Genomic DNA, 16,802 nt, shown 5'->3' with positions numbered 1-16,802 from the left:
GCTTCGTAACAAGTTAAACAACGCATATTTCCCTGCTGCGCAAACCCTTTTTCTTCGCCTACCCACGCCTGTTCTTGAAATACCTCTAAAACGCTTAAGCATTGCATTCCACCTCAGGACTGCCAGGCTATCGCTACGTCAATGGCAAAGGAGGCGTAATGAAAGTCCTCAATATTCTGATCCGTCGATGCGTGCTGCTGAGCTGTTATGAAGAAACCGTTTCGTTCTATAAAAACCTCATCGCGCAGAAGGCGAGGTTGCGCTTCGACTATCCCGAATACGACCTCAAACTGGCGCAGGTTGGTTCGGTGCTTTTAATCGGCGGAACCGAGAAAAGCCTGGCGCCTTTTCGCGCTACCGAGGCCACTTTCCTGGTCAACGACATTTCCGCCTGGGAGAAACATCTGCCTTCCACCGGAGCAACGATTATCAACCCGGTGAAGATCGTGCCAACCGGCTGGAACATGCTGGTTCAGCATCCGGATGGTATGATTGCCGAATACGTTGAGCATCATGACAAAAACCCAGCGGATGAGATCTTCTGATGCTTCGCTTTCAGAGGGTTAGACCTGGTTTCAGTCGGCCATACTACCAGAAAAGTGATGCTTTCAACTGTGGCGGGAGAAGGTGAGCAGGAGAAACTGGCGCCGTAATCCGCGCCAGCTCCGGGTTCAGCAATGGCTACCTGCCCTGAGCAGGAGGCCAGTACGCATCAGTGTTTAACGATGTACATGGTACGGCTATAGGCCACATCTTCCGGGTTGGTGATCGGGTAGCCTTTCAGCCACGGCTTAATCAGCCGACCGTTGGTGTACTGGTAGATCGGCGCAATCGGCGCTTTGACCATAATGATCTTCTCCGCCGCGTTGTAATCGTCGTTACGCGCTTTGGCTGAATTTTCCACCGCCGCCTGGGCAAGGATTTTGTCGTATGCCGGATCGTTAAAGCGGGAGATATTTCCGCTGTGGGTGGAGGTCAGCAGCGACAGGAAGGTGGACGGCTCGTTGTAATCCCCTACCCACGAGGCGCGGATCACATCGAAATTGCCGGTGTTGCGGCTGTCGATATAGGTTTTCCACTCCTGATTCTGCAGCTTCACTTCCACGCCGAGGTTCTTCTTCCATATCGACGCCACCGCGATGGCAATCTTCTGGTGGTTCTCAGAGGTGTTATACAGCAGCGTCAGCTTCAGCGGGCGATTCGGGCCATAGCCGGCGGCAGCCAACAGGGCTTTCGCCTGAGCGTTAAGCTCGGCCTGACTCATGCTCTCAAACTGCGACGGCTGCGGCGTGAAGCCCGCCGTTACGTCCGGGGTAAAGCGCCAGGCCGGTTTTTCCCCGGTCCCCAGCACCTTCTCCGCCATCACCCGGCGATCGATGGTCATACTCAGCGCCAGTCGCACCCGCTCGTCCGCCGTCGGCCCTTTTTGGGTATTAAAGGCGTAATAGTAGGTGCCCAGCTGCGGCGGGGTATACACCTGCCCCGGAATATCCTTCAGCAGCTTCTGATACATATTTTTCGGGAAAGATTCGGTGATATCGATATCGCCGGCCAGATAGCGTTTGGTGGCGGCGGACTCCTGATTGATCGGCACAAAGGTGACCTGCTGGATCACCGTTTTGGCGTTATCCCAGTAGTGGGTGTTGGGCACCACTACCAGCTTTTCATTCACGACGCGATCTTTCAAAACATAGGCGCCATTGCCCACCAGGCTGCCGGGCCGCGTCCAGTTTGCCCCGCTGTCGACGTTCGCCTTTTGTACCGGGTAGAAGGCAAAGCTGGCGGTCAGGTTGCTGAACCACGGCAGCGGCTTATCCAGCTGCACCCGCAGGGTGTGGGCGTCGACGGCGGTGACCCCCAGGGTCTCCGGCGCGGCTTTGCCGTCAATGATGTTCTGCGCGTTGGCGATCCCCGCCAGCGCGGCAAACCAGGCGAACGGCGAGGTGGTTTTCGGGTCCACCAGACGCCGCCAGCTATAGACGAAGTCCTCAGCGGTGACCGGCGTGCCGTCGGACCAGCGGGCGTTATCGCGCAGGGTAAAGGTCCAGACGCGGTTATCGTTGCTCTGCCAGCGGGTCGCCACGCCCGGGATCAGGTTGCCTTTCGCATCCTGATTGACTAAACCTTCAAACAGATCGCGGATCACCTGGATTTCCGGCAGGCCCACCGCTTTTGCGGGATCTAACGAGGCGGGTTCATCTTTGATATGGCGCACTAACAGCTGGTTTTTCGCCAGTACCGTGCCCGGCGGTACGTCCGCCGCCCAGGCCAGAGAAGATACGCTGGCTAACCACAGCGCGCCGCATGTCAAAGCGACAGGATACTTCATAAGATCCCCTTTAAAATGAGAAAAAACACCGCCAACAGAGCGATAATTATTTGTTTCATCACCTGAAATTGCAAACAACATATGATAGAAAATTGATGTGCCGTCGGATTTCGCACCTCAGGGAATGGGTTTGATTCCAACACGCTTTTCGCTAACACTACATAATAACGACACACAGGAAGCCCTATGTCTATTTCACGTCCTCGCCCGCAGCGCGGCGACTTTCCGCCGGGGACCCGGCAGTACGGCAGCTCGGAACTGGGCGCGCCGCTGCTGTGGTTTCCTGCGCCGATGGCCGACAGCCGCAGCGGCCTGATTATTGCCGGCACCCACGGCGATGAGAATTCGTCGATTGTGACCCTCTCTTGCGCCCTGCGCACCCTGAAGCCGGAGCTGCGCCGCCACCACGTGGTGCTGACGGTCAATCCTGACGGCTGTCAGCTCGGGCTGCGCGCCAACGCCCGTGGCGTTGACCTCAACCGTAACTTTCCGGCCGCTAACTGGAGACAAGGGGAAACGGTGTACCGCTGGAACAGCGCGGCGACGGAACGAGACGTGGTGTTATTGACCGGCGAACAGCCGGGCTCGGAGCGAGAGACCCAGGCCCTGTGTCAGTTGATCCATCAGATCCATCCGGCGTGGGTGGTCTCCTTTCACGATCCGCTGGCCTGCATCGAAGACCCGGGACACAGCCCGCTGGGACACTGGCTGGCCGACGCCTTCTCACTGCCGCTGGTCGGCAGCGTGGGCTACGACACCCCAGGTTCCTTTGGCAGCTGGTGCGCTGATATCGGACTCCCCTGCATCACCGCTGAGTTCCCGCCGGTCTCCGCCGACGAGGCAACCGAGCGTTACCTGCCGGCGATGACCGACCTGCTGCGCTGGCAGGATTAAAGATGAAGCACGCCGGTGCTGAACCGCAGCGCCGGCTCGACGTCCACCGCCAGCCATGTCGGGCCGTCGAGGTCGGCGAAGCGCGCCAGCGGCGCCAGGGGTAGCGCGGCGGCGATCCCGCGCGAGGTGCAGAGCATACAGCCCAGCATCCGTCCAAAGCCCTGTCGTTCTGCCTCCTCGGCGAGGGCCAGCGCTTCGGTCAGGCCGCCCGTTTTGTCCAGTTTGATATTGACCATCTCATAGCGTCCGCGCAGCCTGGGCAGGCTCTCCCGGGTATGGCAGCTCTCGTCGGCGCAAATTGGCAGCGGATGGACGAAGTTTTCCAGCGCCGCATCGGCGTCGGCAGGGAGCGGCTGCTCAAGCATCGCCACGCCGAGGTCCGCCAGCAGCTGGCAGCGCGCCGCCAGCCCCTCGCTGTGCCAGGATTCATTGGCGTCGACAATCAGCGTAGCCTCCGGCGCCGCCTGACGGATAGCGATTAACCGCTCGCTGATCAGCCGGTCGTCAAGCTTCACCTTCAACAGCTGAGCGCCCTTCTGCCACAGCGCCGCGGCGCTGGCCGCCATCTGATCCGCCGTGCCAATGACCACCGTCTGGGCGGTGATCACCCGGTTTGGCAACGTCACCCCCAGCAGCTGGGGCAAGGTTTTGCCTTCGCGCCGCGCCTGCAGATCCCACAGGGCGCAGTCAATGGCATTGCGCGCGGCGCCTGCCGGCAGCAGCCGCTGCAGCTGTTCGCGGGTAAGTCCCGCCTCCAGCTGTTCGCCGATTGCCATCACCTGGGCCATGACCGAAGCGATGCTCTCGCCATAGCGGGGATACGGGGTGCATTCCCCCACCCCTTTCACACCGTCCTCTTCCAGTTCCACCACCACCACTTTTGCCTCGCTGCGGCTACCGCGGGCGATCACAAAGGGGGTGTGGAGCGGCCAGGCTTCCTCATACACTCGCACGTTGCGCATTCCCTTGTCCTCTCTGGTAAATGTTAAATAGGGTTTGCCGTGTAGCTGGCGGATGTCATACACTACTCGCGACGTTAACTATATGTAAACAGGAAGATAACCATGTCACAAACCGTGCATTTCCAGGGCAACCCCGTTTCTGTTCAGGGCACCATTCCGCAGGCAGGCGCTAAAGCGCAGCCGTTTACGCTGGTCGCCAAAGATCTCTCTGACGTCGCGCTGAGCCAGTACGCCGGCAAACGTAAAGTACTGAATATTTTCCCGAGCATTGATACCGGCGTGTGCGCCGCATCAGTGCGTAAATTCAACCAGCTGGCCGCTGAACTGGACAACACCGTGGTGCTGTGCATTTCCGCTGACCTGCCGTTCGCCCAGTCCCGCTTCTGCGGCGCGGAAGGCCTGAGCAACGTGGTGACCCTTTCCACGCTGCGCGGCGCCTCGTTCCTCGCTGACTACGGCGTCGCCATCGCCGCCGGTCCGCTGGCGGGCCTGGCCGCTCGCGCGGTGGTCGTTATCGATGAAAACGATCAGGTTGTCTACAGCCAGCTGGTGAACGAAATCACCGAAGAGCCGGACTACGACGCCGCGCTGGCCGCCCTGAAAGCCTGATAACAGACTGTCCGGGCGCATCGCGCCTGCGGACATGCTATGTACTCAGCCCTCGCTCTGCGGGGGCTTTTTATTGCCGCGGCGCATAGCGGGAAATAGCCCGCGCCATCGCCGGGCCGGTCAGCAGGATGGTAAACAGCCGCAGCGTCTGTAGCGCCATAATAAACGACATATCCGCCCGGGTGCCGGCGGCGATAATCGCCACCGTGTCGAGTCCGCCAGGGCTGGTGGCCAGATAGGCGGTCATGAAATCCATCTGCAGAATGTGGGTCAGGCCGAGGGCCATCAGAGCGCACATCAGGATCAGCCCAAGAATGGAGGCGATAATCTGCGGCAGCGTCTTCAGGGCCAACAGAAACACCGCCTTGTTAAACTGCAATCCCACCGTCCAGCCCAGCACCGCGTAGGCCATCGCCAGCAGCCACTCCGGCAGCTCCAGCATCACCCAGCCGCCCCCCTGGGCCAGCGCGCCGAGCAGCATCGGCAGCAGCATGGCGCCGGAAGGAATGCGCAGCCGCACGCCCAGCCAGCAGCCCGCCGCTGTCAGCAGCAGCGTTAAAGGGAAATTAAGGGTCAACGGTGGAAACCAGACGATAGCCTGGCTCATTGTTTGCGCCTCGTTGCCCAGGGCATAGCGCACCACCAGCGCCGCCGCGCCGACGACAAACAGCACTCGCAGATACTGCATCAGCGCCACCAGGCGTACATCAGCCCCGTACTCCTGAGCCATCACCACCATTGCCGACGCCCCGCCGGGAGAGCTTCCCCAGGCGCCGGTGGCGCCCGGCAGCGCGCTGTAGCGGACCAGCAGCCAGCCGGTGAGGCCGCTGATCGCCAAGGTCGTTAACAGGATCGCCAGCACCAGCGCCCAGTTGTTGAACAGCACGCCAAAAACGGAGGGGTTAATGGCGCGGGCGATCATACAGCCGACGATAGCCTGCGCCGCCAGATAACAGGCGCGGGGGATCCTCAGCTTCACCCCGCGCAGGCTCAAAATGAGACCGGCAATCAGCGGCCCCAGCAGCAGCGCTGCCGGCAGATGAATGCGTAACAGCAGCGAGGAAAAGAGAATTGAGAGCAGCAGCAATGTCAGCCATTGCCCGATCGCGCGACGCGACGCCAATATGCACCACCCCGGAAAAAGGATTAAAAAACCAGTATATACAGGTTTAGCCCGCTTTGCAGGCCGGGATACCGGCGACGAGCGTCGCCGGCGTTCAGCGATTATTCGTCGCCCTTTTTCTGACTCAAACCATATTCGCGCAGCTTATTGGCGATGGCGGTATGCGACACCCCCAGCCGCTTCGCCAGCTTACGGGTGCTGGGGTAGCTGCGATACAGCTGGGTCAATACCGAGCGCTCAAAGCGGCGGGTAATGTCGTCCAGCGATCCTTCCATGGCCTCCTCGCCCACCGGCAGCGAGGCGACGTCGTGGTCCGGCAGCAAAATGTCCTGCGGACGCAGCTCGAATCCTTCCAGCTGGGTTAGCGCGCGATAGACCGCATTCTTCAGCTGGCGGACGTTGCCGGGCCAGCTGTAGCGGGTAAGCACCGTACTGAGATCGGCGGAGAGCTTCGGGCGGGGGATCCCCTGCTCATCGGCAAAGCGCGCAACGAACAGCTCCGTCAGCGGCATAATGTCCTGCGGGCAATCGCGCAGCGGCGGCAGATACAGCGTCAGGACATTGAGGCGATAGTAAAGATCTTCCCGGAACAGCCCTTTCTGCACCAGCTCGACCAGGTTTTTCTGCGTCGCGCAGATCACCCGCACATCGACGTGCACTTCATGATCCTCGCCGACGCGGCGGAAGGTACCGTCGTTGAGGAAGCGCAGCAGTTTGGTCTGCATTCGCGGCGACATCTCGCCAATTTCATCCAGCAGCACCGAGCCGCCGTTAGCTTGCTCGAAGAAGCCTTTTTTGCCCTGCAGCGCGTCACCGAACAGCTCGCTCTCAACGGCGTCCTCGGGAATGGAGCCGCAGTTGAGCGCCAGATAGGGTTTGCCCGCCCGCGGACTGGCCAGATGGCAGGCGTGCGCCAGCAGATCTTTACCCGTGCCGGTGTCGCCGACAATCAGCAGCGGCGCGCTGAGCATCGCCAGCTTACGCGCTTGATCCACCACGTGGCGCATTTTCGGCCCCACCGCGAGGATCTGGCTGAAGGCGCTGGTGTCCTGGCTGGTCATGGTCTGCAGCTGGCGTCCCATGCGCACGGTTGAGCGCAGCATCGCCACGGCGCCGGTCAGCACTCGCTCGTTATGCTCCCCTTCCAGATAAACCGGGGTCACTTCCAGCAGGTAGTTCTGCCCATTCACCACCACATGCTCCGCCAGCGTCTCCTGCGGGCTGCTTTCCAGCCAGCGCTGGACGTTAAAATCGTCGATCAGTTGCGCCACCGGATGGTTGCGCAGCTTCGCCTGGCTTTGGCCAAACAGCAGGCAGCTGGCGGGGTTGGCCAGTTCGACCCTGCCTTTGGTATCCAGCGACAGCACCGGCTCCGGCATCGCCACCAGCAGCGCGCTCAGCGCCAGATGTTCACGCTCGGATGGCATCCACGGCACGGTGCGCACGTCTGTCACGCCGGCGATACGGCGGATCTCCGCCATCAGGCTGCTGAAGGTGGCGAACTCCAGTTCGGCAAAATTGAGGTAGATACGGCCAATAGGGTCAATATCGATACCACGCAGATCAATGCCGCGCAGCACCAGCAAATCGAGCAATTCACGAGTCAGACCGAGGCGGTCTTCACAAAAGACTTCAAGACGCATGGGAGTGTTCACCCTAAAAGTGCCAATGACCGGAGAATAATAGGCCAGGAATGGACTTTCGGGAAGCTAACTGTCAACAATTATTGACAGCATGGCGGAAAAATGGGCGTTGCGCCGTAAAGTCAGGCGGTCAGTGGTCAATTAACCGGCCATCCGGCCGGTTAATTGGGGGTTAAGCATGGAAGGCAGGCAGCCACTGGCGGTTATGGGCGATCACTTCATCCAACGCTTGTTCGAGCTTCTCGCCGCTGACAATCAGCGGATTCAGCACCAGCGCGCGCCACGCCGTATGGCGGTTGCCGGTGATGGCGGCCTCGATGGTCAGCTGTTCGAAAGATTTCATCAGCTGCAGCAAACGCAGGGTATCGTCAGGGAACGGCGCCACGTTGAGGGGCAGCGGACCGGAAGCGGTGATCAGCGAGCTGACCTCCACCGCACAGTCATCCGGCAGGCCATTGATGGCGCCGTTGTTGCGCGTGTTGACGTGCATGATAATGCGCTTGTCGTTGTAGATGGCATTCATCAGCTCGCAGGCCGCCTCGGAATAGTACTGACCGCCACGGCCCTCCAGCGCCTTCGGTTTAACCGCGAGGTGCGGGTCGCTGTACTGTTCAAACAAGGTTTTTTCCAGCTGCTTAACCACTTCGCCACGGGTCCCTTCGCCGCCCGCCTCCGCCAGCTCCTGACGCAGCAGATCGTCCTTCATGTAGTAATAACGCAGATAGGCGCAGGGGATCATGCCTAAGCCCTGCAGGAGATGCGACGGCCAACGGAACGGCGGAATGTTGCGCGGCACCAGCGGATCCCGACCGGCATTGATCTCGGCGATGACCTCCGGCAGCCACTCTTTTCCTTTGTGCAGGATCTGGCGCACGAAGATAAAGTGGTTCAGGCCGGCGACCTGCATCACTACCTCCTTTTCGTCAGCGCATTGCAGCAGGGTGGTCACCCCTTTTTGCATAATCACCGGCACATTACACAGGCCGACGGCTTTGATGCGACTGTGGCGCAGGATCGCTTCGGTCACCATCCCCGACGGGTTGGTAAAGTTCAGCAGCCAGGCGTCAGGGCAGAGTCGTTCCATATCGGCAGCAATCGCCAGGGCGATGGGAATGGTACGGCAGGCATTGGCGAAGCCCCCTAGGCCGTTGGTCTCCTGGCCGATCAGGCCATACTTGAGAGAAATACGTTCATCGCTGATGCGGGCGTCAAGGCAGCCGGCGCGAAACTGCGAGCAGACGAAATCGGCATCGCGCAGGGCGCTCTCCCGATCCAGGGTAGCCACCACCTCGATGATCAGCCCGGCTTTGGCGATCATTCGCCGCGCCAGTCCGGCGATGATCTCGACTTTCTCTCTGCCCTCTTCAATGTCCACCAGCCATAGCGAAGCGACCGGCATCTCGTGATAGCGGTTAAGCAAACCTTCAATCAGTTCCGGGGTGTAGCTGGAGCCGCCGCCAATCACCACAATTTTGAGTCCTGACATGGTATACCTCGGTTTAGTTACGATATAACTATTTAAAACCGGCCAAACTGGCGTAACAAACGAATTAAATAGGCCTATGCATGAAGCAAATTAATGCATAAGGGAGACAACCTGTGCTTGAACAACAAAGCATCCTTGCGCTGCTGCAGACCTTTGAGGTGACCGCCCGCCATTTGAGTTTTACCCTCGCCGCGCATGAAATGAACCTGACCCAGGGGGCGGTCAGCCATCGGATCCGCAAGCTGGAGATGCATATCGGGTTTCGCCTGTTTATTCGCATGACGCGTAAACTGGCGCTGACGGAGGAAGGCAAACGCCTGCTGACGACGTTGAGCCATTCGCTGCGGGCGATTAACGATGAAATTGAGGATATTCGCGAACAGGATCTGCGCGGCACGCTGCAGATTGGTATTGCGCCGACCCTGGCCCATCTTTGGCTGATGCCGCGCCTGCCCCGCTTCCAGGCCCAGTGGCCGGGACTAAATCTACAGTTTCGCGTCCGCGCCGGGGTGATGGATTTTAACGAGGAGCGGGTAGACCTCGCGATTTATTACGGCGCCACGCGCTATCCCGATCTTTATCAACAACGGTTGATGGCGGAAAGTTTGCTGCCGGTCTGCTCTCCGGAGTATCGCCGGCAGTATCGCCCGCTGAGCGGCGGCGACGCGGCGGCGATCGTTTGGATCCATGCCTGCGAATCCACCGACGTGCAGGATCAGTTTGCCGAATGGCGCCTGTGGTGCCAGCAAAGCGGACAGGCGTTACCCTTTGACGGCCGGTATTACGCGGTGAACAACCACTCGCTGGCCATTGAGATGGCGCTGAATGGACTCGGGGTCGTGATGGGGCGTAAAACGCTGATCCAGCCGCTGCTCGCCACCGGGAGACTGGTAGCCTTGTCCGGAGACGAGGCGGAATCTCCCTTTGGCTATGATCTGATTTGTCCGCAGGAGAACCGCTCGCGCCCGCGCTTTCGCGCCTTCAGCGAGTGGCTGGCGGCGGAATGCGTATGACCGGACATTGCCCGCGGCGCGGCAGGTGCGCAAGCCTGGACTCGACCTCGCAGGCCGGGCAAGGCGAAACCGCCGCCCGGCGATGTCTCTGAGCGAAGGTTATTTCTCCGGACTGGTTTTGCTTTTCTGCAGGGTCTCTTTCAGCTGCCCAATCAGCTCGCGACGAAAATCGCCGAGCCGCGGTTTATCATCGGCGATCCACGGCAGCGGGCGGCACAGCTCCATCGCCTTGATACCAAGGCGGGCGGTAAGCAGACCGGCGCCGATGCCCTGCGCGGCGCGCGCCGACAGCCGGGCCGCCAGATCCTGCGACATCCAGTCCATCCCCACCTCACGCACCAGTTCGCTGGCGCCGGCGAAAGCGATATTCAGCAGCACCAGGCGAAACAGGCGCAGGCGGCTGTAATACCCCAGCTCAATGCCGTACAGGGTGGCAATTCGGTTGATCAGCCGCAGATTGCGCCAGGCGATAAACGCCATATCCACCAGCGCCAGCGGACTGACGGCGATCATCAGCGTCGACTCCGCCGCCGAACGGCTGATTTCCCGCCGCGCCTGGGCATCGAGCACCGGCTGCACCAGCTGGGCATAGAGGCTGACCACTTCCCGGTCGCTTTGCGTTTCGTGGATGGCGGCATACCAGCGCTGCAGCGCCGGATGCGACTGATCCAGACCCGCCTGCTGCGCCAGCTTCTCACAGAAGGATTTCGCTTTGCCGACCGCGTGACTGTGCAGCATATCGCGGGCTTCATCGCGTTCGTGGGCGCGCTGGCGCAGTCGCCACAGGCGGCGCCACTCGGTGGCCACCGATCCGACGCCGGCGCCGACGATTAGCGCCCCGGCAGCGCAGCCGCCCAGCGCAATCCAGTCCTGCGTCTGCCAGGCGTTGGCGGTCCACTGCACCCCTTGCGCCACGACGCTGACGCCGAAGATCGCCAGGCCAGCGCTGACCATCCGCCGCCAGAGACTGCGTTTCGGCCGCAGCACCGAATCCACCACCGCCTCTGCCGCCCCCTCTTCCTCTTCGCCGGTCACCAGAAGCGCCGGCGCGAAGTTGTCGGCTTCCCGTCGGTCGAAGGCGCGGGCGCTTTTCAGCGGCGGCGTTTTTTCCGCCTGCAGCGGGCCATCAAAATCAATCCGCGGTTTTAACGGTTCGCTCATCGCAGTTTATCTCCAATCAAAAATTCCAGCGCCGCGTCGAGGCGAATGTGCGGCAAGGGCCGATCGACATCCATGACCTGCGGACGAAAGTTTTCAAACTGAAATCCCTGCTGCTGCCAGAAGGCCTGCCCCGGCAGGCGCGCCGGCACCTCGCCGGGATAGATGGTCAACGGCTGGCCGTCGCTCAGCCGATTGCCGCGCAGGGCGGGGATTTTCTCGCCGTTCAGCTCAATCAGCCCGCTCTGGGTCGCCTGAATGGACGCCAGCCCCAGGCAATCCATACTGATCCCCTCGAAGGCGGCATTCTGCCACGCGTCCTGGATCAGCTGCTGCAGGAGCGACACCATATTGCTGTGCTGATCCACCGTGACGTGGTCGGCTTTGGTGGCGGCGAACAGCAGCTTGTCGATGACCGGCGAAAACAGCCGGCGGAACAGGGTGCGCTGCCCGTAATGGAAGCTTTGCATCAGCTGGGTCAGCGCCAGGCGCATATCGTTAAACGCCTGCGGCCCGCTGTTGAGCGGCTGCAGGCAGTCCACCAGCACAATCTGCCGGTCGAAGCGCAGGAAGTGCTCTTTGTAGAACCCCTTCACCACCTTTTCGCAGTAGTACTTGTAGCGTTCGCGCAGCATGCCGGCGTTGCTGTGTTTATCGGCCTGCGCCAGCTTGGCTTCGCCGACGGCATCGACGTCAGGCCATGGGAAAAACTGTAGCGCCGGCGCGCCGGCCATTTCGCCGGGCAGGACAAAGCGTCCGGGCTGGATAAAGTGCAGCCCTTCACGCTTACAGGCGTGCAGATAATCCGTCCAGGCGGCGGCGATCTCGGCCAGCCGGGCCTCGTCGGCAGGGGCCAGCGGATCCAGCCCGGCGCACAACTGCCGCCAGCGGGTCGACCACTCCGCACGCTGTCCCTGCAGGAGTCCGGTCATCTGCCGCGACCAGCTCAGATAATCCTGCGCCAGCATCGGCAGATCGAGCAGCCACTCGCCCGGATAGTCGACGATCTCCAGATACAGCGTGGAGGTGTCTTTAAAATGGCGCAGCAGGGAGTCGTTGGAACGGTAGCGCAGCGCGAGACGGATCTCGCTAACGCCGCGCGTCGGGGTTGGCCACATGGGGGGCTGGCCGTACAGCTGGGCCAGCCCTTCATCGTAGGTGAATCGCGGAATGCCGAAGTCCCGCTGCGGTACGCGCTTGACGCCGAGCAGTCGCTCTTCGCGCGCAGCGCTCAGCAGCGGCAGGCGGGCGCCGGTGTGAATATTCAGCAGTTGGTTGACCAGCGCGGTGATAAACGCCGTTTTGCCGCTGCGGCTCAGGCCGGTCACCGCCAGCCGTAAATGCCGGTCAACCCCGCGGTTGACCAGCGCATTCAATTCAGTTTTCAGTCGCTTCATCGCCAGTCCGTTATGCCCTGAAGGTGTGTCTCGTCATCATAAGCTATCTGCCGGGGATAAGCAGGAGAACGTTAATCCTTTTGCGCCTTCCCCACGGCGGCGTTATTTCATCCCGCGCGTGACGCGGTTGGCCAGCCGGCTGAGCAGCGGCTCCAGCGCCACCGCCAGCAGCATTTTCAGCGGCCGTCGCGCGACCGATTTGACCGCCCAGCCGGCAACGCCCGCCGGGCCATAACGCAGCGCGGTCAGCAGCGCCAGCTTACCGACGATTTTCAGGCCGGGCTTAACCTGCTGCCCGGCGCGTTGCCATTTGCTATTCATGCGTTGCCTCACTCGTTAACAACAGGATTTACAGCTGACGAAAGCGGCTGCGCAGCGTGAAGGTGTCGGAGGTGACGTACCGTTCCATCTCACGCAGACGCTGTTCGCCGGAGGCCAGTTCGGCATCCACGGCGGCCAGCAGATCGCCATTGCTCGGCGCTTTGTGGCCGTAAAGCTCACTGTCCGGCATCGGGTCCAGGGCGAAGGTCAGAATGATGTAGGCCACCAGGACGAAGAAAAAGAGGCCAAAAATCATCGCCAGCACGGTAATCAGGCGCACCAGCTTCACCGGGACATCAAGATGCTGAGCAATACCCGCGCAGACGCCCTTGACCATCCCGCGCTGCGGGATACGCCACAGTTTTTTATTCAGATCCAGTCCAGCCATTATTTGTCTCTCCAGTTCGGATGTTCGGCATCCAGGATCGCTTCCAGCGCCTGAATGCGCTCGCGCATCCGCTTCGCGTCATCGGTCAACTGCAGCAGCCGTTGCTGCTCATTTTGCGTCAGCGTCCCGTTGGCGCCGCGATTGTTGTAGTGCAGCCACAGCCAGACCGGCAGAACAAACAGCACAAACAGCGTCAACGGAATGGCGAGAAAAAGCATGCTCATGTGTACTCCTTACAGGGGGTGAGCCGCGGCGCAACGCCGCGCCGCGCAATCGTACTTACTGGTTGGACTGATTCATTTTGGCTTTCAATGCCGCCAGCTGCTCGCTGATTTCATCGTCCGCTTTCAGTTCGGCAAACTGCTGATCCAGCGTCTGCTGCTTGCCGAAGCGGTGGCTCTCCGCTTCCGCTTCCATCTGATCGATGCGACGTTCAAAGGATTCAAAGCGCGCCATCGCCTCATCCAGTTTACCGCTGTCCAGCTGGCGACGCACATCGCGGGACGAACTCGCCGCCTGATGACGCAGCGCCAGCGCCTGCTGACGGGCGCGGGTTTCGCTGAGTTTGTTCTCCAGCTCGCCAATCTCTTTCTTCATGCGCGCCAGCGTTTCATCCACCAGCTGCACTTCGTGGTCCAGCTGAGCAATAAGGTCGGTCAGCTTCTGTTTTTCGATCAGCGCCGCCCGGGCCAGATCCTCTTTCTCTTTGCGCAGGGCCAGCTCGGCCTTTTCCTGCCATTCCGCCTGCTGGGCGACCGCCTGCTCAATACGACGGGTCAGCTGTTTCTTTTCGGCCAGCGCGCGGGCCGACGTGGAACGTACCTCAACCAGCGTGTCTTCCATCTCCTGGATCATCAGACGCACCAGCTTTTGCGGGTCCTCAGCTTTCTCCAGCAGGGAGTTGATGTTGGCGTTCACGATGTCGGCAAAACGAGAAAAAATACCCATAATTTCAGTCCTCATAGTTCTGGTTGCAGGCATTCACCTGTGGGTTAGCTAATACAAATGGCGTGCCAACTTTTTATCTTATTGATTTTAAACAGAGTGGTTGCGAATTGCGCAGGGCATTGCTACAGTCACCTGGTTAATCCCACTATTTAATGGCGAAATTCATCATGGCGCAGTACAAGGATAATCTGCTGGGCGAGGCCAACAGCTTTCTCGAGGTGCTGGAACAGGTTTCCCGGCTGGCTCCGCTGGATAAGCCGGTGCTGGTCATCGGCGAGCGCGGTACCGGGAAAGAGCTTATCGCCAACCGTCTGCACTACCTCTCCGCCCGCTGGCAAGGGCCGTTTATCTCGCTGAACTGCGCGGCGCTGAACGACAATCTGCTCGATTCGGAACTATTCGGCCACGAAGCCGGGGCCTTCACCGGCGCCAGCAAGCGCCATCCCGGGCGCTTCGAGCGCGCCGACGGCGGGACGCTGTTTCTCGATGAGCTGGCGACGGCCCCGATGCTGGTGCAGGAGAAGCTATTGAGAGTGATTGAATATGGCGAGCTGGAGCGCGTGGGCGGCAGCCAGCCGCTGCAGGTCAACGTCCGGCTGGTGTGCGCCACCAACGCTGACCTGCCGCGTATGGTGGAGGAAGGCCACTTTCGCGCCGATCTGCTCGACCGTCTGGCCTTCGACGTAGTGCAGCTCCCGCCGCTGCGCGAACGGCAGAGCGACATCATGCTGCTCGCCAACCAGTTTGCCATTCAGATGTGCCGTGAGCTCGGCCTGCCGCTGTTTCCCGGCTTCAGCGAACGTGCCACCGCCACGCTGCTCGGCTACCGCTGGCCGGGGAATATTCGTGAACTGAAGAACGTCGTCGAGCGCTCGGTCTATCGCCACGGCGACAGCGAGCACGAGCTGGACGCCATTATCCTCAACCCTTTCCGTCAGACCGCCGCCTCCGAGCCGGAGGCCGCGTCCGGGGACGAACTGCCCGCCCTGCCGCTGGATCTCCGCGATTTTCAGCTACAGCAGGAAAAACGCCTGCTGCAGCGGAGTCTGCAGCAGGCGAAGTATCATCAGAAGCAGGCGGCGGAGCTGCTGGGGTTAACCTATCACCAGCTCCGCGCGCTGCTGAAAAAGCATCAGCTGTGAGAAGTGCGCGGCAGCAGCAGCGCGCTTACCGCCATCGCCCCCAGGCATAAGGCGGCGTTGAACCACAGGGCATACTGGGCGGCATGGGCCATACCGAGCGGCAAAAACAGCGCAAAAAGTGACGCCGTCACGGCAATCCCCATCGCCCCGCCCAGCGAGCTGCCCATCTTGTAGATCCCCGAGGCGACGCCAATTTTGTTCTCCGGCGCGTTGGCCACCGCCGTATCCGTTGACGGCGTGGCGTAGCAGCCCAGCCCGAGGCCGAACAGCACATTGCTGCCGAACACCACGCCGATATAGAGCGCCTTATCGAGAAAGGTGCAGGATATCAGGCCGATGGCGATGGCGGTCAGCACCGGGCCGGCCATCATCGGCAGCCGGGCGCCGTAGCGCTGCAGCAGCTTCTCGCCGACCCGGATCATCGCCAGGACGGTGACCAGATAGCCGAGGGTCATCATTCCACTCTCCAGCGGCGTCAGGTGGTGCCCCTGCTGCAGCCAGATGCTGGCGATCATCATGGTGCCAATCGCCCCGTTGAGCAGAAAGTTAGACAGCACCGCCGCGCCGTACGCCCGGTTGCGAAACAGCGCAAAATCGATCAGCGCCGCCTCGCCTTTGCGCAGCCCGCTGCGAATAAACACCGCGCCAGCGATCAGCGCCCCCGCCAGCATGCTCAACGACAGCGGACTGCTCCAGCCCCAGCCGTGGCCTTTGCTGATAAACAGATTCACCAGCACCAGCCCGGCGATAAGGCTCAGCAGGCCGCCAACGTCCAGCTTCTGCTGGCTGGCGCTGGCGCTGCGGCTCTCAGGCGTGCCGCGCAGTAACGCCAGCGCCGCCAGGGCAACGGCGATGGAAAAGACAAAGATCCAGCGCCAGCCCAGGCCGGTGGCGATAGCTCCGCCGACGAAGGAGCACAGGCCGCTGCCGCCCCACGAGCCGATGACCCAGAAGCTGACCGCCCGCTGACGCGCGCGCCCCTGGTACCAGGTCTTAATCAGCGCCAGCGTCGCCGGCATAATGCACGCCGCCGACAGCCCCTGCAGCACCCGGCCGGCGAGGAACAGCCCCGGCCCCTGGGCCAGTACCAGCATGGCGCTGCCGACGATGCTCAGCCCCAGCCCGAGGGTGGTCATTCGCATGCGGCCAAACTTGTCCGCCAGGCCGCCGCTGGCCACCACGAAACAGCCGCTGAACAGCGCGCTGAGGCTGACGGCCAGGGTTAAGGTCTCAAGGGAAATATCAAGACTGCTTTTCATCGCCGGCACGACGTTAATCACCGACTGGGCAAACAGCCAGAAGGTTAAAACGCTCAGCACAATCCCCACCAGCAGACGATCGCTGCCGACATAGGGGGTGTCGCTTACGGTGACAGTGCTCATTGCATGG

At 61.1% G+C, this 16,802-nt stretch carries 17 protein-coding genes and 1 pseudogene; 5 read left to right on the top strand and 13 right to left on the bottom strand.

Features of this window, described 5'->3' with window-relative positions; translation table 11 throughout:
• The first annotated feature begins 158 nt into the window (after nt 1-158).
• On the top strand, nt 159-545 hold the full coding sequence (locus AC6CWS_RS16370) for a VOC family protein (protein WP_323109625.1): 387 nt from the start codon (nt 159-161) through the stop codon (nt 543-545).
• A 167-nt stretch (nt 546-712) separates the two neighbouring features.
• On the opposite strand, the gene AC6CWS_RS16365 is transcribed toward AC6CWS_RS16370, so the two are convergent.
• Both AC6CWS_RS16365 and AC6CWS_RS16360 read right to left on the bottom strand, forming a co-directional pair.
• Nucleotides 713-2,329 (bottom strand): peptide ABC transporter substrate-binding protein, encoded by a 1,617-nt coding sequence (locus AC6CWS_RS16365; RefSeq protein WP_140599527.1) that lies wholly within the window; start codon nt 2,327-2,329, stop codon nt 713-715.
• Nucleotides 2,330-2,422, bottom strand: a pseudogene (locus tag AC6CWS_RS16360) (hypothetical protein); the annotation flags it as partial.
• A 93-nt stretch (nt 2,423-2,515) separates the two neighbouring features.
• On the opposite strand from AC6CWS_RS16360, the gene mpaA reads away from it, so the two are divergent.
• A complete protein-coding gene (gene mpaA / locus AC6CWS_RS16355; protein WP_065883022.1) occupies nt 2,516-3,223 on the top strand; it encodes a murein tripeptide amidase MpaA in 708 nt (235 codons plus the stop codon).
• Here the strand turns inward: mpaA and ycjG are convergent.
• Nucleotides 3,220-4,185, bottom strand: a complete 966-nt coding sequence (gene ycjG, locus AC6CWS_RS16350) for an L-Ala-D/L-Glu epimerase (protein WP_048297345.1) — start codon at nt 4,183-4,185, stop codon at nt 3,220-3,222. The genes mpaA and ycjG overlap by 4 nt on opposite strands.
• 102 nt (nt 4,186-4,287) lie before the next feature.
• Between ycjG and tpx the strand changes: the two genes are divergently transcribed.
• Nucleotides 4,288-4,794 carry a thiol peroxidase gene (gene tpx / locus AC6CWS_RS16345; RefSeq protein WP_008805229.1) on the top strand — a complete coding sequence of 169 codons (507 nt, stop codon included), beginning with the start codon at nt 4,288-4,290 and terminating at the stop codon, nt 4,792-4,794.
• A 70-nt stretch (nt 4,795-4,864) separates the two neighbouring features.
• Here tpx and AC6CWS_RS16340 read toward each other — a convergent pair whose 3' ends face one another.
• The 3 genes from AC6CWS_RS16340 to AC6CWS_RS16330 all read right to left on the bottom strand — a co-directional run bounded on the left by AC6CWS_RS16340 (nt 4,865) and on the right by AC6CWS_RS16330 (nt 9,046).
• Nucleotides 4,865-5,917, bottom strand: coding sequence for an AbrB family transcriptional regulator (locus AC6CWS_RS16340; protein ID WP_065883021.1), 1,053 nt, complete (start codon nt 5,915-5,917; stop codon nt 4,865-4,867).
• Nucleotides 5,918-6,018: 101 nt separating this feature from the next.
• Nucleotides 6,019-7,560 (bottom strand): transcriptional regulator TyrR, encoded by a 1,542-nt coding sequence (gene tyrR / locus AC6CWS_RS16335; RefSeq protein ID WP_065883020.1) that lies wholly within the window; start codon nt 7,558-7,560, stop codon nt 6,019-6,021.
• 172 nt (nt 7,561-7,732) lie between these two features.
• Entirely contained in the window at nt 7,733-9,046 is a 1,314-nt protein-coding gene (locus tag AC6CWS_RS16330; RefSeq protein WP_048297344.1) for a 6-phospho-beta-glucosidase, read from the bottom strand.
• Between the two features lie 143 nt (nt 9,047-9,189).
• On the opposite strand from AC6CWS_RS16330, the gene AC6CWS_RS16325 reads away from it, so the two are divergent.
• Nucleotides 9,190-10,059, top strand: a complete 870-nt coding sequence (locus tag AC6CWS_RS16325; protein WP_223822587.1) for a LysR substrate-binding domain-containing protein — start codon at nt 9,190-9,192, stop codon at nt 10,057-10,059.
• 99 nt (nt 10,060-10,158) lie between these two features.
• On the opposite strand, the gene AC6CWS_RS16320 is transcribed toward AC6CWS_RS16325, so the two are convergent.
• The 6 genes from AC6CWS_RS16320 to pspA form a co-directional block, all read right to left on the bottom strand.
• The gene (locus tag AC6CWS_RS16320; RefSeq protein WP_065883018.1) at nt 10,159-11,220 is read right to left on the bottom strand and encodes a YcjF family protein; all 1,062 of its coding nucleotides are present in this window, start codon (nt 11,218-11,220) and stop codon (nt 10,159-10,161) included.
• Entirely contained in the window at nt 11,217-12,614 is a 1,398-nt protein-coding gene (locus AC6CWS_RS16315; RefSeq protein WP_032452561.1) for a YcjX family GTP-binding protein, read from the bottom strand. Before AC6CWS_RS16315 ends, AC6CWS_RS16320 begins: the two co-directional genes overlap by 4 nt.
• Nucleotides 12,615-12,716: 102 nt before the next feature.
• Complete coding sequence (gene pspD / locus AC6CWS_RS16310; protein WP_002901915.1) at nt 12,717-12,935, bottom strand: phage shock protein PspD; 219 nt, start codon at nt 12,933-12,935, stop codon at nt 12,717-12,719.
• 28 nt (nt 12,936-12,963) lie between these two features.
• A complete protein-coding gene (gene pspC / locus AC6CWS_RS16305) occupies nt 12,964-13,323 on the bottom strand; it encodes an envelope stress response membrane protein PspC (protein WP_004203911.1) in 360 nt (119 codons plus the stop codon).
• Nucleotides 13,323-13,547 carry an envelope stress response membrane protein PspB gene (gene pspB / locus AC6CWS_RS16300; protein ID WP_023289357.1) on the bottom strand — a complete coding sequence of 75 codons (225 nt, stop codon included), beginning with the start codon at nt 13,545-13,547 and terminating at the stop codon, nt 13,323-13,325. The genes pspC and pspB overlap by 1 nt, the downstream gene beginning before the upstream one ends.
• Nucleotides 13,548-13,602: 55 nt before the next feature.
• Nucleotides 13,603-14,271, bottom strand: coding sequence for a phage shock protein PspA (gene pspA, locus AC6CWS_RS16295; protein ID WP_004203910.1), 669 nt, complete (start codon nt 14,269-14,271; stop codon nt 13,603-13,605).
• Between the two features lie 152 nt (nt 14,272-14,423).
• Here pspA and pspF point away from each other — a divergent pair, with 152 nt between their 5' ends.
• Entirely contained in the window at nt 14,424-15,413 is a 990-nt protein-coding gene (gene pspF, locus AC6CWS_RS16290; RefSeq protein WP_074442655.1) for a phage shock protein operon transcriptional activator, read from the top strand.
• Here the strand turns inward: pspF and AC6CWS_RS16285 are convergent.
• Complete coding sequence (locus AC6CWS_RS16285; protein ID WP_080901667.1) at nt 15,404-16,795, bottom strand: MFS transporter; 1,392 nt, start codon at nt 16,793-16,795, stop codon at nt 15,404-15,406. The two genes, pspF and AC6CWS_RS16285, sit on opposite strands and share 10 nt — an antisense overlap.
• Nucleotides 16,796-16,802 lie beyond the last annotated feature (7 nt).

Source organism: Klebsiella sp. M041, assembly GCF_059759695.1.
This window is presented reverse-complemented; position numbering and strand designations above follow the sequence as displayed.